This is a genomic window from Mycobacterium sp. pV006, from assembly GCF_041287115.1.
GTDB lineage: Bacteria > Actinomycetota > Actinomycetes > Mycobacteriales > Mycobacteriaceae > Mycobacterium.
Map to the genome: position 1 here is coordinate 90361 of NZ_JBGGKT010000003.1, position 23461 is coordinate 113821.

A 23461-nucleotide genomic window follows, 5' to 3' on the forward strand; every position below is an offset into this window, starting at 1 on the left:
CCGACTCGGGTAGCCAGGTCTGCTATCGGTTGCGGCGGCGACGCAACCACTGCCGCACGCGACCACCGCGTTCCTCAGGCATGAGACTGATCACGGGCTCGGCAGACCTGGTCTCGTCGGTCTCGGTGACGGCCTCCGCAGCATCCTGACCCTCGACCGCGGCTTCCTCGTCGACGTCGGAGGTCTCACCGGCGTCTGCAGCCGGCTGCTCGCCCTCAGCGCCGGCTTCTACGGCGTCGGTTTCGGTGAGGGCCTCCGCGGCATCCTGCCCCTCGGCCGTTGCTTCTTCGTCGACGTCGGAGCTCCCACCGGTTACTTCGGCAGGCTCCTCCCCGTCGGTAGATTCGACCTCCTCCACCGCATCCACATCAACGCCATCACCATCAGCGTCGCCGGCCTCGGTCTCAGCGGGCTCGGTGAGGGCCTCCGCAGCGTCCTGACCTTCAACCGCCGCTTTCTCGTCGACGTCGGAGGTCTCACCGGCATCTGCAGCCGGCTCCTCTGCGTCAGCGGATTCGCCGTCATCGTCCGCGTCGTCAGTGTCGGCTGCGTCGGTTCCGTCGGCTTCGGCTTCTACAACCTGCTCGTGGACCTCGTCGGCATCAGCCACCGCCTCACCGACTTCAGCCTCCTCGACCGCACCCACACCACCAACGCTTCCGACGTCAGCACCATCCTCGTCGGTCTCGGTCAGGGCCTCGGCCGCATCGTGACCTTCAACGGCTGCTTCCTCGTCGACATTGGATGTCTCACCGGGGTCTTCGGCAGGCTCTTCTGCATCAGCGGATTCGCCGTCATCATCCGCGTCGTCAGTGTCGGCTGCGTCGGTCCCGTCGGCTTCGGCTTCTGCAACCTGCTCGTGGGCCTCGCCGGCATCAGCCACCGCCTCACCGACTTCAGCCTCCTCGACCGCACCCACACCACCGACGTCAGCACCAGTCTCGTCAGCCTCGTCGGTCTCGGTGAGGGCCTCCGCGGCATCCTGACCTTCGGCCGCGGCTTCTTCGTCGACGTCGGACGTCTCATCGGTGTCTTCGGCAGGCTCTTCTGCGTCAGCGGATTCGCCGTCACCGACCGCGACGTCAGCGTCCGCGTCGTCAGTGTCGGCTGCGTCGGTCCCGTCGGCTTCTACAACCTGCTCGTGGACCTCGTCGGCATCAGCCACCGCCTCACCGACTTCAGCCTCCTCGACCGCACCCACACCGCCAACGCTTCCGACGTCAGCACCAGCCTCGTCGGCGTCGTCGGCCGGCTCCTCGGCATCGGCTTCCGCCGCAACATAGTCGTGGACCTCGTCGGCATCGGCCAAAGCCTCGTCGAGTTCAGCCTCCTCGAGCGCACCCACCCCGCCGAGGCTTCGGGCGTCGACATCAGCCTCGTCGGATTCGGCGAGCGCCTCGGCCACGTCGGAACCTTCGATCGCTGTTGCCTCGCCGCCGTCGGTTTCGGCGTCCACAACTTGCTCGTGGACCTCGTCTCCGGCATCAGCGTCAGCATCGTCGGCTGCGGTGCGCTGGTCATCCTCGGCGGCGACGGTCGCGGCGGCGACGACACCGGTCGTCGAGGCCCCGACAGCGAGATCCTTGACCAGTTCCTCGACCCGAGGTTCTGCCTCGTCGTCGGCCTTGCCGCGCAACGTCGCGGGATCCTCGCGGCCACGTGGCGCAGCCATGATGTAGACGACCGCACCGATGAACACGAACGTCGCGGTGAACGAATTCACCCGCACACCGGCGAACTCGGTGGCGAAGTCGCTGCGCAGCAGCTCGATCCAGAACCGGCCGACGCAGTAGCCGGCGACATAGAGCGCGAACAGCCGCCCATGACCGATGTTGAAGCGGCGGTCGATCACCAGCAACGCCACGAAAACCAGCAGATTCCACAGTAATTCGTAGAGGAACGTCGGATGCACGACCGCCAGCAGCTCACCGGTGGAAACACCGTTGAGGTAGTCGACGGCGCCGCTGGCGTTGCGTCGCTCGTAGATCTCCAGCCCCCACGGCAGCGTCGTCTCGCGACCGTAGAGCTCCTGGTTGAAATAGTTGCCGAGACGACCGATCGCCTGCGCCAGGATGATGCCGGGTGCAATCGCATCGCCGAACGCGGGAAGCGGTATGCCCTGGCGTCGACACGCAATCCATGCGCCGACCCCGCCCAGGGCAACTGCACCCCAGATGCCCAGGCCGCCGTCCCAGATCCGCAGCGCCGCAGCGAATCCCGCGCCGTCGGGGCCGAAGTAGGTGTTCCAGTCGGTCAGGACGTGGTAGAGCCGGCCGCCGACCAGCCCGAACGTCACCGCCCACAGTGCGATGTCGTAGATGACGCCGGGCTCGCCTCCGCGCGCCACCCACCGACGGTCACCGATGACCAGTGCCGCGATGATGCCCGCGATGATGAACAACGCGTAGGCCCGGACGGGGAACGGTCCGAGAAACCAGACCCCCTGGGGCGGGCTCGGGAAAGAGGCCAGCAGCGTGGCGGTCACGCAGTGATCCTCTGCCGCACTCCGTCCGCCAACTCCTCAGTCAGCGACCGCATCGCCGGGATCCCGTCGGTGAGCGCAGTCACCAGTGCCGAGCCGACGATCACGCCGTCGGCATACGAACCGATCTCGGCGGCCTGCTCCCGCGAGCGCACACCCAGACCCACACCGACAGGGATGTCGGAGACCTCCTTGACGCGCCGCACGAGCTCCGGTGCGGCATTGGACACCGCGTCACGTACGCCGGTGACACCCATCGTCGACGCGGCGTAGACGAACCCGCGCGACGCCTGCACCGTGGTGGCCAACCGTTGCGGCGTCGACGACGGGGCAACCAGGAAGATCCGATCGAGGTCGTGTGCCTCCGAGGCGGCCATCCAGTCGTCGGCCTCCTCCGGGATGAGGTCCGGGGTGATCATCCCGAACCCGCCCGCCGACGCGAGGTCGCGAGCGAACGTGTCGACCCCTTTGCGCAGCACGGGGTTCCAGTAACTCATCACCACCGCGCGACCCCCGGCGTTGCTGATCGCCTCCACGGCTGTCAAAGCGTCGCGGACGCGCACGCCCCCACGCAGAGCCGCCTCGGTCGCCGCCGCAATCGTCGGCCCGTCCATACCGGGATCCGAGTAGGCAATTCCGACCTCGATGACGTCGCAGCCGGATTCGACCAGTGCGGTCATCGCCGAGATGGACGTCGGCACGTCCGGATAACCCATGGGCAGGTAACCGATCAACGCCGAACGGCCCTCGGATCGGCACGTCTCGAACAGGGGCGCCAAGCGACTCACGACGGATCACCGTCCAGCAGTCCGAACCACTTCGCGGCGGTCTCGACGTCCTTGTCCCCCCGGCCCGACACGTTGACCAGAATGATCCCGCCGGGCCCGAGCTCAGCCGCCAACTTCAGCGCACCGGCGACCGCGTGGGCGGACTCGATGGCTGGGATGATCCCCTCGGTTCGGCTCAGCAGCGACAGCGCGTCCATCGCCTCGGTGTCGGTGATCGGTTCGTACCGGGCGCGTCCGGTGTCTTTGAGCAGCGCATGTTCGGGGCCGACACCCGGGTAGTCCAGCCCCGCCGAGATGGAATGCGACTCGATGGTCTGACCGTCCTCGTCCTGGAGCAGATACGAGAAGGAGCCCTGGAACGCGCCGGGCGAGCCACCGGTGAAGGTCGCGGCATGTCGCCCCGTCTCGACGCCGTCGCCGGCCGCCTCGTAGCCGACGAGGGCGACGCCCGGGTCGTCGAGAAACGCGTGGAAGATGCCGATCGCGTTCGATCCCCCGCCGACGCACGCCACGACTGCGTCGGGCAACCGCCCGGCCTGGTCGAGCATCTGCGCGCGGGCTTCCATCCCGATCACCCGTTGGAAGTCGCGCACCATCATGGGGAAGGGATGCGGCCCGGCCGCCGTGCCGAAGCAGTAGTAGGTGTTGTCGGCGTTGGTGACCCAGTCGCGGAAGGTGTCGTTGATGGCGTCCTTGAGGGTCTTCGACCCCGACTCGACGGCGACCACGGTCGCACCGAGAAGCCGCATCCGGGCGACGTTGAGCGCCTGCCGCGCGGTGTCGACGGCACCCATGTAGATGACGCATTCCAGTCCCAGCAACGCGCACGCGGTCGCCGTGGCCACCCCGTGCTGGCCGGCGCCGGTCTCGGCGATGACGCGGGTCTTGCCCATCTGGCGCGCCAACAACGCCTGACCCAGCACGTTGTTGATCTTGTGGGAACCGGTGTGGTTGAGGTCCTCGCGCTTGAGGAAGATCCGTGCGCCGCCGACGTGCTCGGTCAGCCGCTCGGCCTCGTACAGCGGGGAGGGACGTCCGGTGTAGTGGCGCTGCAGCCGGTCGAGTTCGTCGAGGAACGTCTGGTCGCCGCGAGCCTTCTCGTAGGCGGCGGTGACCTCCTCGATGACCGCCATCAGCGCCTCGGGGACCAGACGACCGCCGTAGGCACCGAAGTGGCCGCGCTCGTCAGGATCGTGTGCGGTCGGTTCGGCCACCGCCGCGCTGGCGAGCGGCAGGTCAGGACCGGTCACCGCACCCACTTAACGCGCTGGCTTCGGGCACGACGGATGGGTACCGGCGGTGACGAGGTCCGCAACAGCATTGCGGGGATCACCGCTGGTGACCAACCCCTCACCGACGAGGACCGCGTCGGCGCCCGCACCGGCGTACGCCAGCAGATCGGCCGTGCCCCGCACGCCGGATTCGGCCACCCGGATCACGTTGCTCGGAAGTCCGGGAGCGATACGGGCGAACGTGTTGCGGTCCACCTCGAGCGTCTTGAGGTTGCGCGCGTTGACCCCGATCACCTTCGCGCCGGCCTGCAGTGCCCGGTCGGCCTCTTCCTCGGTGTGCACCTCGACCAGCGCGGTCATACCGAGCGACTCGGTACGTTCGAGCAGGGATTCCAGTGCCGGTTGCTCGAGGGCGGCGACGATCAGCAGGAGCATGTCGGCGCCGTGTGCCCGAGCCTCGTGAATCTGATACGGGCGGACGATGAAGTCCTTGCGCAGCACCGGGATCGACACCGCGGCACGCACCGCGTCGAGGTCGTCGAGCGAACCGTTGAAGCGGCGCCCTTCGGTCAGCACGCTGATGACGCGGGCACCGCCGTCCTGGTAGGCCTTCGCGAGGTCTGCCGGGTCGCCGATCGGGGCCAGTTCACCGCGCGACGGGCTGGCGCGTTTCACCTCGGCGATCACGGCGATGCCGGGGGCGCGCAGCGCTCCCAGGACATCCAGGGGTGCCGGTGCCTTCTGCGCCCGCTCTTTGATCTCCGCCAGACTCACCGCGGCCTCGCGAGCGGCAACGTCGGCACGGACTCCTTCGAGAATGGAGTCGAGCACGGTCGCCGAACCCATAGGCGTCGCTTCCCTTCCCCTGCCAGCCGTTTGACTCTTCTTGAAGGGTAGCCGCCATCGGGCCGTCATCGAGCACCGCCCCTCGACTCGGGGCCCGGTTCGTCACGGGTGGGATCGTCTCCCTCGTCCAGGGCATCCCAGATCGCGCGTTCCGACAGCGCCTCCGAGGGCTCCTCGGCGGGCGCGGCACCCCGGGAGAACCGTGCGGTATCGGCCCGGCCCTTGGCCGCCGACCGCATCAGCAGCACCGCCCCCACCAGGGACAGCACCGCCGCCACCAGCGTCACCGCGGCGCCCGTGTGGAAGCGTTCGGTGTCGAGCAGCTCGACGACGGGCACCTCGGCCAGACGGGTCGCCCGCGGCGCCACGTCCGGGACCACCCACAGGCTCACGGCCAGATAACCCATGCCCGCGCTGGCGGCGGCGACCAACACCGACAGGATCCGCAACGGCCATCCCCGCACCGCCAGGGCCGCAGCCGCAGCGGCGACCAACAGCAGCGCCAGCGGGATCAGCGCGGTCGACCACGTCGCCCCGTTGAGCTCGGTCGTCTTGGGGTGGCCGAGACCGTCGAAGGAACTGATCTCCACCCAGGTGAACCGGGACGCCGCCCACAGGTCGGCAGCGGCGACCAGCAGCAGCATCTGGGCGGATCTGATCACGGTTCGCTCAGCGTTTCGGCCGCAGCGATCGCGCTCAGCACCGCGCGTGCCTTATTGGAGGCCTCGGTGTACTCGTAGGGGCCGTTGGAGTCGGCGACCACGCCGCCACCGGCCTGGACGTAGGCGGTGCCGTCGCGCATCAGTGCGGTGCGGATCGCGATCGCGAAATCGGCGTTGCCGGCGAAGTCCAGATATCCCAGCACGCCGCCGTAGAGGCCGCGTCGCGTCTTCTCCACCTCTTCGATCAGTTCCATCGCCCGCACCTTCGGCGCCCCGGAGAGCGTCCCGGCGGGGAAGCAGGCGGTGACCGCGTCGAGCGCGGTCTTGTCGTCGGCGAGCAGCCCCGTCACCGTGGACACCAGGTGCATGACGTGGCTGTAGCGCTCGATGTGGCTGTAGTCCTCGACCCGCACGGTGCCGGGGCGGCACACCCGGCCCAGGTCGTTGCGCCCGAGGTCGACGAGCATGAGGTGCTCGGCGCGCTCCTTCTCGTCGGCCAGCAGTTCCTTCTCCAGCAGGAGGTCTTCCTCCTCGGTGTCGCCACGCCACCGCGTCCCCGCGATCGGATGGGTGGTGGCGCGCCCGTCCTTGACCGTCACCAACGCTTCCGGGCTGGATCCGACGACCGAAAAGTCCAGTCCCCCAGCCTCATCGGGGACGTTGAACAGGTACATGTAGGGGCTGGGATTGGACACCCGCAGCATCCGGTACACATCGAGTGGATCGGCGTCGGTGTCCATCTCGAACCGCTGCGACGGCACCACCTGGAAAGCCTCACCGGCTTCGATGTCGCCGACGAGCTTGTCGACGATCGCGGTGTACTCCTCCACGGTGCGCTGGGCGCGGTGCACCGGCGCGGGTCTGCGGAAGGTCGCCACCGTGGACGGCAGCGGTTCGGCCAGCGCCGCGGTCATCACGTCCAGCCGGGCGACGGCGTCGTCGTAGGCCGCGTCGACGCGCTCGTTGGTGCCGTTCCAGTTGACCGCATTCGCTATCAGCGTGATGGTGCCCTCGTGATGGTCGACCGCGGCGATGTCGGTGGCCAGCAGCAGAAGCATGTCGGGCAGCCCGAGATCGTCGTCGGTCAATTCCGGTAACCGTTCGAGGCGCCGCACGAAGTCGTAGGCGAAGAAGCCGACCAGACCCGACGACAGCGGCGGCAGGTCGGGCAGCGACGCGGTCTCCAACAGCGCGAGGGTGGCCCGTACCGCGTCGAGCGGATCGCCGCCCGACGGCGCGTCCTTCGGGATGGTCCCCAGCCATCCGGCCTGCCCGTCGCGCACCGTCAGCGCCGACGGCGCGCCGGCGCCGATGAACGACCAGCGTGACCAGGACCGGCCGTTCTCCGCCGACTCCAGCAGGAAGGTCCCCGGACGGTTGGCGGCCAGCTTGCGGTACGCCGACAACGGTGTCTCGCTGTCGGCGAGCACCTTGCGCGTGACCGGCACGACGCGGTGCTCGGCGGCCAACGTCCGGAAGTCCTCACGCGACGTGGTCACCGTCAGGTCAGCGGTCGTCTGCACGCGGCGATTGTCCCAGAAGTACCGTGAAGAACATGAATCGTGGTGATCGGGTGGCCGAATTCGAACTTCCCGACCAGACCGGTACGCCCCGGCGCTTGGGCGATCTGCTCGCCGACGGCCCGATGGTGCTGTTCTTCTATCCCGCAGCCATGACGCCCGGCTGCACCCGCGAGGCGTGCCACTTCCGGGACCTGGCCGCGGAGTTTGCCGCCGTCGGCGCGGTCACCGTCGGCATCAGCGCCGACCCGGTCGCCAAACAGGCCGCGTTCGCCGACCAGCAGGGTTTCGGCTATCCGCTGCTGTCCGACAGCGACGGTGCGGTGGCCGCCCAGTTCGGCGTCAAGCGCGGGCTGTTGGGCAAGTTGATGCCGGTCAAGCGCACCACCTTCGTGATCGACACCGACCGCACGGTGCTCGAGGTCATCTCCAGCGAGCTGAACATGAACGCCCACGCCGACAAAGCACTCGAGGTGCTGCGCCGGCGCAGCGGCGTGTAGCGCAGTCTCAGTCGTCCGGCCCCAGCAGCAGGTCGGCGTCGAAGCAGGTGTGGTCGCCGGTGTGGCAGGCCCCGCCGACCTGGTCGACCTCCAGCAGCACCGCGTCGCCGTCACAGTCCAGGCGCACCGAGTGGACGTGCTGCGTGTGGCCGGACGTCGCGCCCTTGACCCACTGCTCACCGCGCGAGCGGGAGAAGTAGGTGGCTTCCCGCGTCTGCAAGGTCCGCTCCAGCGCGGCGTCGTCCATCCACGCCACCATCAGCACCTGACCGGTGGCGCGTTCCTGCACGACGGCGGTGAACAGGCCGTCGTCGTTGCGCTTGAGGCGCGCGGCGATCGTAGGATCGAGGGTCACCGCACCGTGATCCCTTCGGCGGCCATCGCCGCCTTGACCTGCCCGATGGTGAGCTCTCGGAAGTGGAAGACGCTGGCCGCCAGCACCGCGTCGGCGCCGGCGTGCACGGCAGGCGCGAAGTGCTCGACCGCACCGGCGCCCCCGCTGGCGATCACCGGCACGGACACCGCGCCGCGTACCGCACGCAGCATCTCCAGATCGAAACCGGCCTTGGTGCCGTCGCAGTCCATCGAGTTGAGCAGGATCTCCCCCACGCCCAATTCGGCACCCCGCGTGGCCCACTCGACGGCGTCGATGCCGGTTCCGCGGCGCCCGCCGTGGGTGGTCACCTCCCAGCCCGACGTGGTCGGGGTCGATCCGTCGGGCACGGTGCGGGCGTCGACCGACAGCACGATGCACTGCGAACCGAACTGGCGGGACAACTCCGACAGCAGTTCCGGCCGGGCGATGGCCGCGGTGTTGACCGACACCTTGTCGGCGCCGGCGCGCAGCAGCACGTCGACGTCGGCGATGGAGCGCACCCCGCCACCGACGGTCAGCGGGATGAACACCTGATCGGCGGTGCGGCGCACCACCTCCAGCATCGTCGAGCGACCTGACGAGGACGCGGTCACGTCCAGGAAGGTCAATTCGTCGGCACCTTCGGCGTCGTAGGCGGCGGCCAGTTCCACCGGGTCGCCGGCGTCGCGCAGGTTGGCGAAGTTGACTCCCTTGACCACGCGGCCGGCGTCGACGTCCAGGCACGGGATGACGCGGGTGGCCACATCGCTGGACGGGGTCACCGGTAGCCCTCCGGGTCGCCCGCGGCGGCGATCAGCTCGAGCATGCGCTCATGGACCCCAGGTGCGGCCACGACAGCCGATGGTGAATTCACCGTCCAGGGCTCCCCTGCCAGATCGGTGACGACGCCACCGGCGGCGCGTACCAGCGCCACACCGGCGGCGTGATCCCACACGTGGTGGCCGAAACTGATTGCGCCGCCCAGGATTCCGGCGGACACATAGGCGAAGTCGATGCCGGTGGAGCCGTGCATGCGCATGCGGGAGCATTCGCGGCTCAGGTTGGCCAGCATCGCCGCGCGGAATCGGCCCGGGTAGCGCCCCTTCGAATCGATGTTGTACGTGCCGGTCGCGACCACCGAATCGGCGAGCGTGCCGGGTGCCAGCGCGGCGAGCACCTCGTCGTTGCAGCGCACCGGTCCGCCCACGATCGCGGTGTAGCGCTGCGAGGTGAACGGCAACCAGGTCAATCCGAGAACGGGCTCACCGTCGATCAGCAGCGCCAGCAGCATGGCCGCGGTCGGCAGCCCCGCGGCGTAGTTGAACGTCCCGTCGATGGGGTCGAGCACCCAGACCTGTTCGGCGTCCAGGTCCTCGCCGCCGAATTCCTCGCCGTGCACCCCGATTCCGGTGAGCCGGGTCAATTCGGCGGTGATGCGCTTCTCCAGTGCCAAATCGACGTCGGTGGCGAAGTCGTTGCCCTTCTTCTCCACCGCGGAGTCCGCGCGGTGGCCGTTGACGAACTGCGGTGAAGCCGAGTCGAGAATGCCGGCCGCGGTGGCCAGCAGATCATTCAGCTGGTCGGTATCGAGCATCTCGGCACCCTCACCGACTGACGGCGTCCAGCGCCTGCGGCAACGTGAACCGCTCGGCGTAGAGCGCCTTTCCGACGATCGCGCCCTCGACACCCCGATCGGTCAGCGTCGCGATCGCGCGCAGGTCGTCGAGGCTGGACACCCCGCCCGAGGCGATGACCGGTGCGTCGGTGCGCTCGCAGACCTGCGCCAGCAGTTCGAGGTTGGGACCGTTGAGGGTGCCGTCCTTGGTGACGTCGGTGACGACGAAACGCGAACACCCTTCGCGGTCAAGGCGTTCCAGCACGTCCCACAGGTCACCGCCGTCGGTCTCCCAGCCACGTCCGCGCAGCCGATGCTGCCCGTCGACGATCTTGACGTCCAGGCCGACGGCGACCTTCTCGCCGTGCTCGGCGACCACCTTGGCGCACCACTGCGGGTTCTCCAACGCCGCGGTGCCCAGGTTGACCCGCGCGCACCCGGTCGCCAACGCCGCCGCCAGCGACTCGTCGTCTCGGATGCCGCCCGACAGTTCCACCGCGACGTCGAGCTTGCCGACCACCTCGGCGAGCAGCTCCCGGTTGGAGCCGCGGCCGAACGCGGCGTCGAGGTCGACCAGATGGATCCACTCCGCCCCGTCACGCTGCCAGGTCATCGCTGCATCGAGCGCCGACCCGTAGGTGGTCTCCGATCCCGCCTGCCCCTGCACCAGCCGCACCGCGCGACCCTCCACCACATCCACAGCGGGCAGCAGGATCAGCTTCGACGACGGCTTCACAGAATTCACGCTGGTCAACTTAGCGCCCTTACCCAGTTCGACAGCAATTCGGCGCCGGCGTCCCCGCTCTTCTCCGGATGGAACTGGGTGGCCGACAGCGGTCCGTCCTCGACCGCGGCCAGGAACGGCACGTGATGGGTCGCCCACGTCAGCCGGGCATCCGGGTTGCCCTCCCACTGTTGGGCCGCATACGAGTGCACGAAGTAGAACCGGGTGTCCGCGCTCATCCCCGCGAACAGCACGCTGGCGGCCGGCGCGTCGACGACGTTCCAGCCCATGTGCGGGATCACCGGGGCGTCCAGCCGGACCACCGAGCCGGGCCACTGCCCGCATCCGGTGGTCTCGACCCCGAATTCCACCCCGCGACTGAACAGGATCTGCATGCCCACGCACACCCCGAGAACCGGTCGCCCGGCCGCAAGACGGTCGGCGATGATCTTCTCCCCGCCGATCGAGCGCAGGCCGGCCATGCATGCTTCGAATGCCCCGACGCCGGGCACGACCAGACCGTCGGCGTCCATCGCGGCGGTCGGGTCGGGTGTCACCTCGACGTGCGCGCCGACGCGCTCGAGCGCACGCTGGGCCGAGCGCAGGTTTCCCGACCCGTAGTCGAGCACCACGAGTTTGGCGCTCACAGGGTGCCTTTGGTCGACGGCACACCGCTGACCCGCGCGTCGTACTCGACCGCGGTGCGCAGCGCCCGGGCCACCGCCTTGTACTGCGCCTCGGTGATGTGGTGCGGATCGCGACCGTAGAGGGTGCGCACATGCAACGCGATGCGGGCGTTGAACGCCAGGGACTCGAACACGTGCCGGTTGACGACGGTGTGGTACGGCGCCGACGACCCGGCAATGGTGAATTCGATCATGTAGTCGGGTTCGCCGGTGTGCACGAAGTAGGGCCGACCGGACACGTCGACCGCGGCGTGGGCGAGGCATTCGTCCATCGGGATGAACGCGTCACCGAAGCGACGGATACCGCGCTTGTCGCCGAGGGCCTGGCCCAGTGCCTGGCCGAGCACGATCGCGGTGTCCTCGATGGTGTGGTGGCCCTCGATCTCGATGTCACCGGTCGCCTTGATCGTCAGGTCGAAGCTGGCGTGACTGCCCAGCGAGGTGAGCATGTGGTCGAAGAACGGCACACCGGTGTCCACGCTGACCTGCCCGGTGCCGTCGAGGTTCAACTCGACGGCGATGTCGGACTCCTTGGTGGTGCGGGTGATCGAGGCGCGGCGGGCGATGCGTTCGGGCTCGCCGGTGGAAGTGGTCACGATGCTCCTATTCGTGCGCTGGCAGCCAGCAGCGCGTCGTTCTCGTCGGCCAGGCCGATCGTGGTTCGCAGGTAGCCGGGGATACCCACGTCGCGGATGAGGACGCCTTCGTCGAGATAACGCTGCCATGTCGCGTGGGCGTCGGCGAACTTCCCGAACATCAGGAAGTTCGCGTCGCTGGGTACAACGCTGAACCCCAGGGCCTGCAATTCCCGGGATACCCGTTCGCGCTCGGAGATCAGCGTCGCGACGCTGCCCAAGGTGTCGTCGGCGTGGCGCAGCGCGGCGCGGGCGGCGGCCTGGGTGAGCGAGGACAGGTGGTAGGGCAGGCGCACCAACGGCATCGCGTCGATCATCGCCGGTGTGGCCACGAGGTAGCCCAGCCGTCCACCGGCGAAGGCGAACGCCTTGCTCATGGTCCGGGACACCACGAGTTTGGTCGGATAGTCCTCGATCAGCCCGATGGCACTGGGTTGCGAGGAGAACTCGCCGTAGGCCTCGTCGACGATCATGATGCCGCCGGCCTGAGCCTCGAGCAGCTCACGCAGATCCTGCGGCGGGACGCTCTGCCCGGACGGGTTGTTCGGGCTGGCCACGAACACCACGTCGGGCGTGTGCTCCTTGATGGCCTGCGCCGCGACCCGGGTGTCGAGGCTGAAGTCCTCGGCGCGATTGGCCACCAACCAGGTGGTCTGGGTTCCGTCGGCGATGATCGGATGCATCGAGTACGACGGCACGAAACCGATCGCGCTGCGCCCCGGACCGCCGAACGCCTGCAGCAACTGCTGCAGGATCTCATTGGATCCATTTGCCGCCCAGACGTTTTCGACGCCAACCGGGTAGCCGGTCTGCTTTGTCAGATACGCGGCCAGGTCCGTGCGCAGCGCCACCGCGTCCCGATCGGGGTAGCGGTGCAGTTCTGCCGCGGCGTCGCGCACCGAGGCGGCGACGTCCTCGATCAGCGCCTCGGTCGGCGGGTGCGGGTTCTCGTTGGTGTTCAGCCGCACGGGGACCGCCAACTGCGGCGCCCCGTAGGGCGACTTGCCCCGCAGGTCCTCGCGCAACGGCAGATCGTCGAGGGTCACCGAGGTCATCGCTCGAACCTCCGCCGGACCGCCTCGCCGTGACTGGGCAGGTTCTCGGCCTTCGCCAGCGTGATGACGTGTCCGGACACGTCTTTCAACGCCGCCTCGGTGTAGTCGACGACGTGGATACCCCGCAGGAATGTCTGTACCGACAGGCCGCTGGAGTGCCGCGCGCAGCCCGCGGTGGGCAGCACGTGGTTGGACCCGGCGCAGTAATCACCCAGACTCACCGGTGAGTACGGACCGACGAATATCGCACCGGCGGAACGGATCCGGTCGGCGACACCGGCGGCGTCGACGGTCTGGATCTCCAGGTGTTCGGCGGCGTAGGCGTTGACGGTACGGATGCCGGCATCGATGTCGTCGACCAGCACGATGGCCGACTGCTGCCCGCGCAGCGCCGCGGTCACCCGCTCGCGGTGCACGGTGGTCTGCAGCTGCGCGTCCAGTTCGCGGTCGGTGGCGTCGGCCAGCTCGGCGCTGTCGGTGACCAGCACGCTGGCGGCCATCTCGTCGTGTTCGGCCTGGCTGATCAGATCGGCGGCGACGTGCACAGGATCGGCGGTGTGGTCGGCGAGGATCGCGATCTCGGTGGGTCCGGCCTCGGCGTCGATGCCGACCTGCGAACGGCAGATTCGCTTGGCCGCGGTGACGTAGATGTTGCCCGGCCCGGTGATCATGTCCACCGGTACCAGCTCGTAGGAGTCGGTGTCGGTGCCGCCGTAGGCCAGCAGCGCGACCGCCTGCGCCCCGCCGACCGCCCAGACCTCGTCGACGCCGAGCAGCGCGGCCGCTGCGAGGATGGTCGGATGAGGCAGCCCCGCGAACTCGGCTTGCGGCGGGCTGGCGATGACCAGCGAGTCGACCCCGGCGGTCTGGGCCGGCACCACGTTCATCACGACGCTGGACGGGTAGACAGCGTTGCCGCCGGGCACATACAGCCCGACCCGCTCCACGGGCACCCACCGCTCGGTGACGGTGGCGCCGGGCGCCAGGGTGGTGGTGGTGTCAGTACGTCGCTGGTCGGCATGCACGGCGCGGGCCCGCTCGATGGCGACCTCGAGGGCGGCACGGACGTCAGTGTCGAGGTTCTGCAGCGCGGCGGCGAGCTCGTCGGCGGGTACGCGGACACCGTCGGGGCGCACGCCGTCGAAGGACGCGCCGTACTCGAGCGCCGCGTCGGCTCCCCGGTCGATGACCGCCTCGACGATGGGCCGGACTTTGGGCAGGACGGCGTCGACGTCGACCCCGCCGCGCGGCAGTGCCGTGCGCAGACGGGCCGCGGACAGCGTCGTGCCACGCAGGTCGATGCGCCGCAGAAGTCCTGGCGATACATTCACGCTGACCATTGTCCCAGAGCTGCACAAATCCGTATCGGAGGCGTCATGTCCGGTAGATCCGGCAGGAACCATCCCAACCACGCGCCCGGTGTGCCGATGATCTTCCCGCCGTGGTTCGAAAGGCTGCAGATCAAGTACCTCAACCCGCTGGTGCGGCCGTTCTCGAAGCGGCTGCCGGGGCTCGGGGTGATCCGTCACCGGGGCCGGACGTCGGGCAAGGAATACGAGACGATCGTCACGCCGTACCGGAAGGGCTCGCTGGTCGCGATCGGGCTGGCGCACGGCAAGACGAACTGGGTGAAGAACGTACTCGCCGCCGGGGAGGCCGACATCCAGATCGGACGCACCACGCTGCATCTCGTCCGGCCCCGGGTCCTGCCTGCCGGCACACAGGACCCGTCGTTGCCGAAGATGGCGCAGGTGGTTGCGAAGCGGTCGGGCGTCTTCGTCGCCGACATCGCCTGACGATCAGCGGCAGCGGCTGCTGATCGCGGCGCTGGCGGCCTCGGCGTCGGCGAGTCGCTTCGCCTGGTCGGCGTCGGTGTTCGGCACCCCGGCGGTGGCCGCGGCGCCGATGTCCATCAGCTGGTTGGCGAACCGCCGCATGTCGTCGGCCACGTCGCTCGGCGTGGCGGGGTCCAACCGGGCCAGGAGGTACTGGCCGCCGTCGAGCAGCGCGACGCGCGCGTTCGCCGCGGCTGCCAGCGCGCCGGAGATGTCGCCGGAACCGCCGGGCGGCTCGGTGTTGGTGTTGGCCGCCACGGCGGTGCGGACGGTCTCATAGGCCGAACAGGCTGCGGCCAGCGCGGCGGCGCGTTGTTCCTCGCTGTAGGAGGCAGTGGTGTCGAATGTCCGCACCAGGGCGAACACCGCGACCACCAGCGCGAGGACCGCGATGGTCAGGGACGCCTTCATCGACTACAGGTCCAGCCCCAGGTCGAGCACCCGTACCGAGTGGGTGAGCGCACCGACGGCGAGGTAGTCGACGCCGGTTCGGGCGTAGTCCGCGGCGTTCTCCAGCGCCAGCCCGCCCGAGGACTCGAGTTTGGTGTGTGGACTGGTCGCGGCGCGGCGTTGCGCGGCGATCTGGGTCTGCCAGACCGGGAAGTTGTCGAGCAGGACCAACTCCACGCCCTCGGCGAGTACCTCGTCGAGTTGTTCGAGCGAGTCGACCTCGACCTCACACGGCAGATCAGGTGCGGCAGAACGCACTTCGCGCAACGCCGCGACGACGGAACCGGCGGCGGCCACGTGGTTGTCCTTGATCAGCGCGGCGTCGCCGAGTCCCATGCGGTGGTTGACGCCACCCCCCACGCGCACCGCGTACTTCTGCAGGGTCCGCAGCCCGGGCAGGGTCTTGCGGGTGTCCCGGATCTGCGCCGACGTGCCCGCCACAGCTGCCACCCACGCGGCGGTGGCGGTGGCGACACCCGACAGATGGCATACGAGGTTCAGCAGGGTGCGTTCAGCGGTCAGCAACCCCCGGGTAGAGGCCTCGACGGTCAGCACGGCATCGCGTGCGGCGAGTTCGGTTCCGTCGGCCACACGGTGTGCGACGCGGTAGCCCTCGGCGCCGAGGACCGCGTCGAGGACAAGAAAGGCGAGCTCCGAACCGGCGAGGACCCCGGGTTCGCGGGCGATCACCGAGGCGGTGGTGGTGGCGTCGGCGGGAACGGTGGCCAGGGTGGTCACATCGGGTCCGTAGCGCAGATCCTCTTGCAGAGCTCGCGCGATCAGGTCGCGCGCCTCGATGCGCTCGGCTTCGCCGAATTCCATCAGCACCCCACGGGAGTCAGGCCGGCCGCCAGATGCTCGGAGCTGAGCGCCTGCGCCGGGTCGGTGTCCGGAAAATCTGCTCGATGATGGCATCCGCGGGTCTCGGTGCGCGCCGCCGCGGCGACCGCGACGACGGACGCGACGGCGGTCAGTGCCGCATCCTCGATGTCGTGTCGGCTCCTCAGCGGCCGCTCGGGGGCGCTGTGGAGCTGCCCGATCACGTCGGCGAGATCGTTGCCGGTGCGCATGACCGACACGTGCCGGCTCATCAGCGCTTGGATCTGTGCGCGCGGCAGCACGGGGCGCACCGGTGTCGTGGGCGTCTGCAGGCGGACGGGCCCGGCGGCTACGGCGTGGCGGGCGGCCGCGTGACCGGCCCGGCCACCGACGACCAGCCCTTCGAGCAGGCTGTTGGAGGCCAGCCGGTTCGCGCCGTGCATCCCGGTGCGGGCGACCTCCCCGGCGGCGAACAAACCCGGAAGCGCGGTGCGCCCCTCGACATCGGTGACGACGCCACCGCAGCTGTAGTGGGCGCCCGGTACCACCGGGATGGGTTGGCGGGTGGGATCGATGCCGGCGGCCCGGCAGGCTGCGGTCACGGTGGGGAACCGCGTCGGCAGGTCGGCAACGTCGCGCGCATCGAGAAACACGCACGGGTCGCCGGAGACGCTCAGCCGCGCCTCGATGGCCGCCGCGACGACGTCGCGCGGCGCGAGGTCGCCCATCGGGTGCACCCCGGCGGTCACCGCGGCACCCCGCCGGTCGACCAGCCGTGCACCTTCCCCACGCAGCGCCTCGGTGATCAGCGGGCGCCGACCGCCGCTGTCGGCCGTGTAGAGCATCGTGGGATGGAACTGGACGAACTCGATGTCGGAGACCGGCACGCCGGCCCACAGCGCCAGCGCCACGCCGTCGCCCGTGGACGCGGACGGGTTGGTGGTCGACTGGTAGAGGTGGCCCAGTCCCCCGGTGGCCAGGACGACCGCCGGGGCATGGATGACCCCGAGGCCATCGGGACCCGACACCAGCACGCCGGCCACCGCGCCGTCAGAGACGAGGATGTCCAGGGCGAGATGGTTGGGGCGGATGTCCAGCATCGCGGCGGCATGGTCCAGCGCGCGCTGGACCTCGGCGCCGGTGGCGTCGCCGCCGGCGTGGATGATGCGCCGCCGCGAGTGACCGCCCTCGCGGGTCAGCGCCCACTGCCCCTCGGCGGATTCGTCGAAAACGGCGCCGGCTTCCACGAGTTCGCGCACTGCGCGGTGCCCGTCGGCGACGATGGATCGCACCGCCGCGGGATCGCACAGACCGGCACCGGCAGCGACGGTGTCGGTGACGTGCGCGTCCACCGAATCGTCTTCACCCGGCAGGACGACCGCGATACCGCCCTGGGCGTAGGACGTCGCGGTGTGCCCGGACTTGTTGAGCACCACCACTTTCCGGCCGGTGCGATGTGCAGTCAGAGCCGCGGTGAGCCCGGCGACGCCGGTGCCGACGACCACGACGTCCGCGCGCTGGCGCCAGATCTCGGCGCCGCCGCAGGCTGGGGTCATTCCCCGCCGCCGGGCTGCCCGATCTCGATCATGCGAGTGACGCTGGCGCGCGCTGCACGGGCGGTCTCGGGATCGACATGGACTTCGTCGGCGCCCTCGATGAGGCAGCGCAGCATCGCCGCCGGGGTGATCATCTTCATGTACCGGCACGAAGCGCGGTCGTTGACCGCGCGGAAGTCCACATCGGGTGCCGCACGACGCAATTGGTGCAGCATGCCGACCTCGGTGGCCACCAGCACCTGGCGCGCACCGGTCTCTCGTGCGGCGTCGAGCATGCCGCCCGTCGAGAGGATCTTGACCCGCTCCTCCGGGAAGGATCCCTCGCCGGCGAGGTAGAGCGCCGATGTGGCGCAACCACATTCGGGATGGACGAACAGTTCGGCATCGGGATGGCTGCGGGCCTGCTCGGCGAGCTCGTCGCCGTTGATCCCGGCGTGCACGTGGCATTCGCCGGCCCAGATGTGCAGGTTCTTGCGACCCGTCATCCGCCGGACATGCGCGCCGAGGAATTGATCGGGGCAGAACAGCACGTCACGGTCTTCGGGGATCGACGCGACGACCTCGACGGCGTTCGAGGATGTGCAGCAGATGTCGGTCTCGGCCTTCACCGCCGCGGTGGTGTTCACGTAGGACACCACGACGGCGCCGGGATGGTCGGCCTTCCAGGCACGCAACTCCTCGGCGGTGATGGAGTCGGCCAGCGAGCAGCCGGCCCGCTGATCGGGGATCAGGACCGTCTTGTCCGGGGAGAGGATCTTGGCCGTCTCCGCCATGAAGTGCACGCCGGCGAACACGATGGTGTCCTCGGGGGCCTCCGCGGCGATGCGCGACAGCGCCAGGGAGTCGCCGACATGGTCGGCGACGTCCTGGATGGCGGGCAGCTGATAGTTGTGCGCCAGCAGCGTCGCGCCGCGCAGCTCGACGAGGCGGCGCACCTCGTCGGCCCACGCCTGGTCGGCCTCGACGCCGCTGAAGCCGTCGGGTCCGTCCACGATCCGATTCGCAAGATCGTCAGCGATCACCGTCATCGCCGCCTCCTTTCCCAGTTCGAGGTTTTCGACTTACAATCGAAAACATGGCTCATACTAGCACCGCGCACGAAGTGTTGGCCGTGGTGTTCCAGGTTCGACCCCTCGATGTGTCGGCATCCGACGGGAAACCCGCACTTCACGTGCTGTTGTGGCGGCGCGCACTCGACCCCGAACGCGGACGGTGGTCGCTGCCGGGCGGCTCGCTGAGCGCCGACGAGGACCTGACCAGCTCGGTGCGCAGGCAACTGGCCGAGAAGGTCGACCTGCGCGAACTCGCGCACCTGGAACAACTCGCGGTGTTCTCCGAACCGTCGCGGGTGCCCGGCCCGCGCACCATCGCGTCGACGTTCCTGGGACTGGTGCCCTCCCCCGCCACGCCGGAGTTGCCGTCGGACACCCACTGGCATCCGGTCAGCGAACTGCCGCCGATGGCGTTCGACCACGGCCCGATGGTGGCCCACGCCCACCAGCGCCTGATCGCCAAACTGTCCTACACCAACATCGGATTCGCTTTGGCCCCTGCGGAATTCGCACTATCGACGCTGCGCGACATCTACGGCGCGGCGCTGGGTTACCAGGTCGACGCGACGAACCTGCAACGTGTGCTGGAACGTCGCGGGGTGATCACCCGCACCGGCACCACGGCCCGGTCCGGACGCAGCGGCGGGCGGCCCGCCGCGCTGTATCGTTTCACCGAGTCGCGCTACCGGGTCACCGATGAGTTCGCGGCCCTGCGCCCGCCGGTGTGAGGCGGACTGGATTCTTAATGCCTTCTTAAGTAAGAATGCCGGGATGGACTTCGGCAGTGCGGCCCCGTCGACCGGTGCGGAATGGATCGGTCAGACACCCCACGAGCCGCTGCGTCGCGGAACCCGGCCTCTGCTGCCCAGCGAGGACCCGTTCTATCAACCACCCGACGGTTTCGAGCACGCACGGCCCGGCACGGTTCTGCGCTCCCGTGAGGTCGAGCTGGCGTTCATGGGCCTGATCCCGCAGAAGCTCGTCGCCACGCAACTGCTGTACCGGACCAACGACCTCAACGGGGATCCGCAGGCCGCCGTCACCACCGTGCTGATCCCGGCCGAGCGGGCGACCGACCGTCCGCTGCCGATCGTGTCGTACCAGTGCGCCATCGACGCCGTGGCGGGACGTTGTTTCCCGTCCTATGCGCTGCGGCGCGGCGCGAAAGCCATCGGATCGATGGCGCAGTTCGAGTTCCTCCTGGTTGCTGCGGCGCTGGCCGAGGGCTGGGCGGTGTCGGTGCCCGATCACGAGGGCTCGACCGGTATCTGGGGGGCGCCCTACGAGCCGGGCTACCACGTGCTCGACGGTGTGCGCGCGGCGATCAACCACCACTCCTTCGGCCTGGCCGCGGACTCCCCCATCGGCCTGTGGGGGTATTCCGGGGGCGGACTGGCCTCGGCCTGGGCCGCCGAGGTTCAGGACGACTACGCGCCGGAACTCAACCTCGTCGGTGCGGTTCTCGGGTCACCGGTCGGCGATCTCGGGCACGCGTTCAAGCGGCTCAACGGCAGTGTCTACTCCGGCCTGCCGGCCCTCGTCGTCGCTGCTCTGACCCACGTCTATCCCGACCTGCACCGCATCATCGACGAGCACGCCACCGTCGAGGGCAAGGCGCTGCTGGCCCGCATCGAGAAGATGACCACGTTGCACGCGATGCTGACGCTGGTCGGCCGCGACATGGCCACGATGGTCGACCGGCCGCTCGAGGAGATCCTGCTGACCCCAGAGGTGCAGAACGTCTTCGATTCGATCAAGCTGGGGACCAGCGCTCCGAAGACGCCGGTGCTCATCGTGCAGGCCGTGCACGACCGGATCGTGTCCGTCGACGACATCGACGTCCTGATCGAGACCTACACCCGCGGCGGCGCGAGCGTGACCTACCACCGCGACATGTTCAGCGAGCACCTGTTGTTGCACCCGATGTCGGCGCCGATGACCCTGCGCTGGCTGCGCGACCGGTTCGCCGGCCGACCGCTCGGGACCAACATCACGCGCACCAAGTGGCCGACGCTGCTGAACCCGTCGACTTACCGGGGGATGCTGACGTTGACCAAGATCACCGCGAAGGTACTCACGGGACGGAGGGTGGAACGTCAGCCCCTGTCGCAATTCGATCGGTGAGCACGACGGGATACTCCACCGGCGGCCAGGCGCCGAGATCGTCACGCGGCGTGGCGACGGCGGCGAGCACGTACACGACCGCGACGACCGCGGCCGGCAGCAGCAACGTCAAGGCGATTTCCAGCGGGGTGTGACCGAAGAACACCGCCGGCGCCTCGGTGATGTAGTGAATCCGGTCGTCCTCGCTGACCGGAGCCCCGGCCACATCGACGGCGCCGTAACGGAATCCGGCCACTGCGGTGGCCGTGGCGGCCGCCGCCAGCGTGGCCGCCACGGCGCCCACGGCCAGGCCGCCCAGCATCACCGGGCCACGGTGGGCGCGCCACTGCCAGGCCGCGACCGCCGCCACGACAGCCAGGACCGACATCATGCCGACGAACAGGGCCGCCGCGGTGAACCAGTGATCGGCCTCGGCGCCCAGAGCCGCCTTGACCCGGTCGCCGCCGCGTGTCAGCGCCACGATCCCGCGGATGGGCGGAGCCAACAGCGCCCATCCCACGCCGACAGCGGCTCCGGCGACGACGAACGCCGCCACCACCCGCACCACGGCCCTACGGAGGGGGATCGTCGGTTCGGCGCCGGTCATCGGTAGAGGTCCAGATCGTGGGAGTCGACGAGGCCGTGTCGGGAGCATTTGACCCACCAACCGTCCGGGCGCACCTGCACGATCATCCGGCGCCCGCAGGCGGCGCAGAAGCGCGGTGGTTCCAGCCCGAGCTGCGCGGCGGTCGGGACCGAACTGCCGGCCGGACCACCGGTGTAGACGTTGTAGGTTCCCGCGCCGACGGGCGCCGGGAGATCGGCGACCATCACAGTGTGGCGTTGAGCGCCTTGATGGGCATCTGGAGGTCGTCGAGCAGCTCGAGGTCGGCCTCGGCGGGCCGGCCCAACGTGGTCAGGTAGTTGCCGACGATGACGGCGTTGATGCCGCCGAGGATGCCCTTCTTGGCGCCGAGGTCGCCGAGGGTGATCTCGCGCCCGCCCGCGAAGCGCAGCATGGTGCGGGGCAGCGCCAGCCGGAACGCGGCGACGGCTTTGAGTGCCTCACTGGCCGGCAGCACCTCGAGGTCACCGAAGGGTGTGCCCGGTCGCGGATTGAGGAAGTTCAGCGGCACCTCGTGCGGGTCGAGTTCGGCCAGGTTGGCGGCGAACTCGGCGCGCTGCTCGAGTGTCTCGCCCATGCCGAGGATGCCGCCGCAGCACACCTCCATGCCCGCTTCGCGGACCATCTGCAGTGTGCCCCAACGTTCTTCCCACGAGTGCGTGGTCACGACGTTGGTGAAGAAGGAGCGGGCGGTCTCGAGGTTGTGGTTGTAGCGGTGCACACCCATCGCGGCGAGTTGGTCGACCTGCTCCTGGGTGAGCATGCCCAGCGAGCAGGCGATCTGGATGTCGACCTCGTTGCGGATGGCTTCGATACCGGCCGCGACCTGTGCGAGGAGGCGCTCGTCGGGTCCGCGTACCGCGGCGACGATGCAGAATTCGGTGGCACCGGTCTTGGCGGTCTGCTTGGCCGCTTCCACCAGGCTCGGGATGTCCAGCCAGGCACTGCGCACCGGGGACGCGAAAAGACCGGACTGCGAACAGAAGTGGCAGTCCTCGGGGCAGCCGCCGGTCTTGAGGCTGATGATGCCCTCGACCTCGACGTCCGGGCCGCACCACCGCATGCGCACGTCGTGGGCCAGAGCGAGCAGGTCGTCCAGGTGGTCGTCGGACAGCTGCAGCACCTGCAGGGTCTGCTCCTGGTTCAGCCCTTCGCCGCGCTCCAGTACCTGCTCGCGGGCCACCGCCAGAATGTCGCTCACCGAATGCCTTCCCATGTCTGGTCACGTCGGCTGGGCCGACAGTTGAACACGTCGGTCGAACCGACAGTTGAACACGTCGGCTGAGCCGACAGTTGAACGCGTCGGTCGAACCGACAGTTGAACACCGTTCAGGTTAGGGTACGGGGGTGCAGCTCCACAAACGCGACGTGGTCGAAGCAGCGACCGCCCTGCTGGACAGTTACGGCCTGGCCGATCTGACCATGCGGCGGTTGGCGCGGGAGCTCGAGGTCTCCCCCGGCGCCTTGTACTGGCACTTCGCCAACAAGCAAGAGCTGCTGGGGGCGGTGGCCGATCATCTGCTACCGGTCTTCGACGACGTCCGCGGGAGTTGGACCGAGCGCATCCCCGCCATCTGTCATCGGCTCCGCGACGCTCTGTTGTCCCATACCGACGGCGCGGAACTGGTGTCGGCGAGTTTCGCGGCGGGCCAGTCTTCGTCGATGGACGGGGTGCTGACGCTTCTCGGCGACGCGGTCGTGGAGGCCGAGGTGGCTCCCGCCCACGCAGAGCTGGCCGCCCGCACCGTCGTGTACTACGTGCTGGGTTTCACCGTCGACGAACAGTCCCGATTGCAGTGGGACGCCGCCGGTGCCGAGGTCGCTCACACGGTGTGGACCGAGAACGCCACGGCCCGTTTTGAATTCGGGCTTCGATTGCTGATCGACGGAATCGCCGTGCACAGTCGCGCCGACGCCTGAT

General features: G+C 69.1%; 26 protein-coding genes. 5 read left to right on the plus strand and 21 right to left on the minus strand.

The annotated features are described in order from the left end of the window. Positions 1-22 precede the first annotated feature (22 nt). The 6 genes from lgt to ACAG25_RS06460 form a co-directional block, all read right to left on the minus strand. Entirely contained in the window at positions 23-2485 is a 2463-nt protein-coding gene (gene lgt / locus ACAG25_RS06435) for a prolipoprotein diacylglyceryl transferase (RefSeq protein WP_370487495.1), read from the minus strand. Further along, on the minus strand, positions 2482-3270 hold the full coding sequence (trpA, locus tag ACAG25_RS06440) for a tryptophan synthase subunit alpha (protein WP_370487496.1): 789 nt from the start codon (positions 3268-3270) through the stop codon (positions 2482-2484). The genes lgt and trpA overlap by 4 nt, the downstream gene beginning before the upstream one ends. Further along, positions 3267-4529 carry a tryptophan synthase subunit beta gene (trpB, locus tag ACAG25_RS06445; RefSeq protein ID WP_370487497.1) on the minus strand — a complete coding sequence of 421 codons (1263 nt, stop codon included), beginning with the start codon at positions 4527-4529 and terminating at the stop codon, positions 3267-3269. Before trpB ends, trpA begins: the two co-directional genes overlap by 4 nt. Continuing rightward, a complete protein-coding gene (gene trpC, locus ACAG25_RS06450; RefSeq protein WP_370487498.1) occupies positions 4530-5348 on the minus strand; it encodes an indole-3-glycerol phosphate synthase TrpC in 819 nt (272 codons plus the stop codon). 65 nt (positions 5349-5413) lie between these two features. After that, positions 5414-6010, minus strand: coding sequence for a TIGR02234 family membrane protein (locus ACAG25_RS06455; RefSeq protein WP_370487499.1), 597 nt, complete (start codon positions 6008-6010; stop codon positions 5414-5416). Further along, entirely contained in the window at positions 6007-7533 is a 1527-nt protein-coding gene (locus ACAG25_RS06460; RefSeq protein ID WP_370487500.1) for an anthranilate synthase component I, read from the minus strand. Before ACAG25_RS06460 ends, ACAG25_RS06455 begins: the two co-directional genes overlap by 4 nt. 32 nt (positions 7534-7565) lie before the next feature. On the opposite strand from ACAG25_RS06460, the gene ACAG25_RS06465 reads away from it, so the two are divergent. Then, complete coding sequence (locus ACAG25_RS06465; protein WP_370487501.1) at positions 7566-8030, plus strand: peroxiredoxin; 465 nt, start codon at positions 7566-7568, stop codon at positions 8028-8030. A 7-nt stretch (positions 8031-8037) separates the two neighbouring features. Here the strand turns inward: ACAG25_RS06465 and hisI are convergent, their stop codons facing one another. Genes hisI through hisD form a run of 8 tightly spaced genes read right to left on the minus strand, consistent with a single transcriptional unit; the run spans position 8038 to position 14440 of the window. Continuing rightward, positions 8038-8385, minus strand: a complete 348-nt coding sequence (gene hisI, locus ACAG25_RS06470; RefSeq protein ID WP_370487502.1) for a phosphoribosyl-AMP cyclohydrolase — start codon at positions 8383-8385, stop codon at positions 8038-8040. Then, entirely contained in the window at positions 8382-9167 is a 786-nt protein-coding gene (hisF, locus tag ACAG25_RS06475; protein ID WP_370487503.1) for an imidazole glycerol phosphate synthase subunit HisF, read from the minus strand. Before hisF ends, hisI begins: the two co-directional genes overlap by 4 nt. Beyond that, positions 9164-9979 (minus strand): inositol monophosphatase, encoded by an 816-nt coding sequence (locus ACAG25_RS06480; RefSeq protein WP_370487504.1) that lies wholly within the window; start codon positions 9977-9979, stop codon positions 9164-9166. Before ACAG25_RS06480 ends, hisF begins: the two co-directional genes overlap by 4 nt. Positions 9980-9989: 10 nt before the next feature. Beyond that, positions 9990-10718, minus strand: coding sequence for a bifunctional 1-(5-phosphoribosyl)-5-((5-phosphoribosylamino)methylideneamino)imidazole-4-carboxamide isomerase/phosphoribosylanthranilate isomerase PriA (gene priA / locus ACAG25_RS06485; protein WP_370487757.1), 729 nt, complete (start codon positions 10716-10718; stop codon positions 9990-9992). Between the two features lie 32 nt (positions 10719-10750). Continuing rightward, positions 10751-11371 carry an imidazole glycerol phosphate synthase subunit HisH gene (gene hisH, locus ACAG25_RS06490; RefSeq protein WP_370487505.1) on the minus strand — a complete coding sequence of 207 codons (621 nt, stop codon included), beginning with the start codon at positions 11369-11371 and terminating at the stop codon, positions 10751-10753. Continuing rightward, positions 11368-11976 carry an imidazoleglycerol-phosphate dehydratase HisB gene (gene hisB, locus ACAG25_RS06495; protein WP_370487758.1) on the minus strand — a complete coding sequence of 203 codons (609 nt, stop codon included), beginning with the start codon at positions 11974-11976 and terminating at the stop codon, positions 11368-11370. Before hisB ends, hisH begins: the two co-directional genes overlap by 4 nt. A 26-nt stretch (positions 11977-12002) precedes the next feature. Next, the gene (locus tag ACAG25_RS06500; RefSeq protein ID WP_370487506.1) at positions 12003-13100 is read right to left on the minus strand and encodes a histidinol-phosphate transaminase; all 1098 of its coding nucleotides are present in this window, start codon (positions 13098-13100) and stop codon (positions 12003-12005) included. Continuing rightward, complete coding sequence (hisD, locus tag ACAG25_RS06505; protein ID WP_370487507.1) at positions 13097-14440, minus strand: histidinol dehydrogenase; 1344 nt, start codon at positions 14438-14440, stop codon at positions 13097-13099. Before hisD ends, ACAG25_RS06500 begins: the two co-directional genes overlap by 4 nt. A gap of 36 nt (positions 14441-14476) precedes the next feature. On the opposite strand from hisD, the gene ACAG25_RS06510 reads away from it, so the two are divergent. Then, positions 14477-14896, plus strand: coding sequence for a nitroreductase family deazaflavin-dependent oxidoreductase (locus ACAG25_RS06510; protein ID WP_370487508.1), 420 nt, complete (start codon positions 14477-14479; stop codon positions 14894-14896). A gap of 3 nt (positions 14897-14899) precedes the next feature. Here the strand turns inward: ACAG25_RS06510 and ACAG25_RS06515 are convergent, their stop codons facing one another. The 4 genes from ACAG25_RS06515 to nadA are packed head-to-tail and all read right to left on the minus strand — an operon-like array spanning position 14900 to position 18788. Continuing rightward, a complete protein-coding gene (locus ACAG25_RS06515) occupies positions 14900-15346 on the minus strand; it encodes a hypothetical protein (protein WP_370487509.1) in 447 nt (148 codons plus the stop codon). A 3-nt stretch (positions 15347-15349) separates the two neighbouring features. After that, on the minus strand, positions 15350-16207 hold the full coding sequence (gene nadC / locus ACAG25_RS06520) for a carboxylating nicotinate-nucleotide diphosphorylase (RefSeq protein WP_370487510.1): 858 nt from the start codon (positions 16205-16207) through the stop codon (positions 15350-15352). Beyond that, a complete protein-coding gene (locus ACAG25_RS06525) occupies positions 16207-17760 on the minus strand; it encodes an L-aspartate oxidase (protein WP_370487512.1) in 1554 nt (517 codons plus the stop codon). The genes nadC and ACAG25_RS06525 overlap by 1 nt, the downstream gene beginning before the upstream one ends. Then, entirely contained in the window at positions 17757-18788 is a 1032-nt protein-coding gene (gene nadA, locus ACAG25_RS06530; protein ID WP_370487513.1) for a quinolinate synthase NadA, read from the minus strand. Before nadA ends, ACAG25_RS06525 begins: the two co-directional genes overlap by 4 nt. 47 nt (positions 18789-18835) lie before the next feature. Between nadA and ACAG25_RS06535 the strand changes: the two genes are divergently transcribed. Next, positions 18836-19540 carry an NUDIX domain-containing protein gene (locus tag ACAG25_RS06535; protein ID WP_370487514.1) on the plus strand — a complete coding sequence of 235 codons (705 nt, stop codon included), beginning with the start codon at positions 18836-18838 and terminating at the stop codon, positions 19538-19540. 43 nt (positions 19541-19583) lie between these two features. Then, a complete protein-coding gene (locus ACAG25_RS06540) occupies positions 19584-20936 on the plus strand; it encodes a lipase family protein (protein ID WP_370487515.1) in 1353 nt (450 codons plus the stop codon). Here ACAG25_RS06540 and ACAG25_RS06545 read toward each other — a convergent pair. Genes ACAG25_RS06545 through bioB form a run of 3 tightly spaced genes read right to left on the minus strand, consistent with a single transcriptional unit; the run spans position 20887 to position 22741 of the window. Continuing rightward, on the minus strand, positions 20887-21522 hold the full coding sequence (locus ACAG25_RS06545) for a DUF2567 domain-containing protein (RefSeq protein WP_370487516.1): 636 nt from the start codon (positions 21520-21522) through the stop codon (positions 20887-20889). The two genes, ACAG25_RS06540 and ACAG25_RS06545, sit on opposite strands and share 50 nt — an antisense overlap. After that, positions 21519-21746, minus strand: a complete 228-nt coding sequence (locus ACAG25_RS06550; RefSeq protein ID WP_370487517.1) for a hypothetical protein — start codon at positions 21744-21746, stop codon at positions 21519-21521. Before ACAG25_RS06550 ends, ACAG25_RS06545 begins: the two co-directional genes overlap by 4 nt. Then, positions 21746-22741: a biotin synthase BioB gene (gene bioB, locus ACAG25_RS06555; RefSeq protein ID WP_370487518.1), complete on the minus strand. Its 996-nt coding sequence runs from the start codon at positions 22739-22741 to the stop codon at positions 21746-21748. Before bioB ends, ACAG25_RS06550 begins: the two co-directional genes overlap by 1 nt. A gap of 146 nt (positions 22742-22887) precedes the next feature. Here bioB and ACAG25_RS06560 point away from each other — a divergent pair, with 146 nt between their 5' ends. Next, positions 22888-23460, plus strand: coding sequence for a TetR/AcrR family transcriptional regulator C-terminal domain-containing protein (locus ACAG25_RS06560; protein WP_370487519.1), 573 nt, complete (start codon positions 22888-22890; stop codon positions 23458-23460). The last annotated feature ends 1 nt before the right edge of the window (position 23461 follow it).

Coding starts and splice junctions, on each gene's coding strand:
- trpC (WP_370487498.1), bottom strand. CDS start 5,348: ATGGGTTCGGCGACCGTGCTCGACTCCATTCTCGAAGGAGTCCGTGCC.
- ACAG25_RS06465 (WP_370487501.1), top strand. CDS start 7,566: ATGAATCGTGGTGATCGGGTGGCCGAATTCGAACTTCCCGACCAGACC.
- ACAG25_RS06480 (WP_370487504.1), bottom strand. CDS start 9,979: ATGCTCGATACCGACCAGCTGAATGATCTGCTGGCCACCGCGGCCGGC.
- ACAG25_RS06500 (WP_370487506.1), bottom strand. CDS start 13,100: ATGACCTCGGTGACCCTCGACGATCTGCCGTTGCGCGAGGACCTGCGG.
- hisD (WP_370487507.1), bottom strand. CDS start 14,440: ATGGTCAGCGTGAATGTATCGCCAGGACTTCTGCGGCGCATCGACCTG.
- ACAG25_RS06510 (WP_370487508.1), top strand. CDS start 14,477: ATGTCCGGTAGATCCGGCAGGAACCATCCCAACCACGCGCCCGGTGTG.
- ACAG25_RS06515 (WP_370487509.1), bottom strand. CDS start 15,346: ATGAAGGCGTCCCTGACCATCGCGGTCCTCGCGCTGGTGGTCGCGGTG.
- nadC (WP_370487510.1), bottom strand. CDS start 16,207: ATGGAATTCGGCGAAGCCGAGCGCATCGAGGCGCGCGACCTGATCGCG.
- ACAG25_RS06525 (WP_370487512.1), bottom strand. CDS start 17,760: ATGACCCCAGCCTGCGGCGGCGCCGAGATCTGGCGCCAGCGCGCGGAC.
- nadA (WP_370487513.1), bottom strand. CDS start 18,788: ATGACGGTGATCGCTGACGATCTTGCGAATCGGATCGTGGACGGACCC.
- ACAG25_RS06535 (WP_370487514.1), top strand. CDS start 18,836: ATGGCTCATACTAGCACCGCGCACGAAGTGTTGGCCGTGGTGTTCCAG.
- ACAG25_RS06540 (WP_370487515.1), top strand. CDS start 19,584: ATGGACTTCGGCAGTGCGGCCCCGTCGACCGGTGCGGAATGGATCGGT.
- ACAG25_RS06545 (WP_370487516.1), bottom strand. CDS start 21,522: ATGACCGGCGCCGAACCGACGATCCCCCTCCGTAGGGCCGTGGTGCGG.
- ACAG25_RS06550 (WP_370487517.1), bottom strand. CDS start 21,746: ATGGTCGCCGATCTCCCGGCGCCCGTCGGCGCGGGAACCTACAACGTC.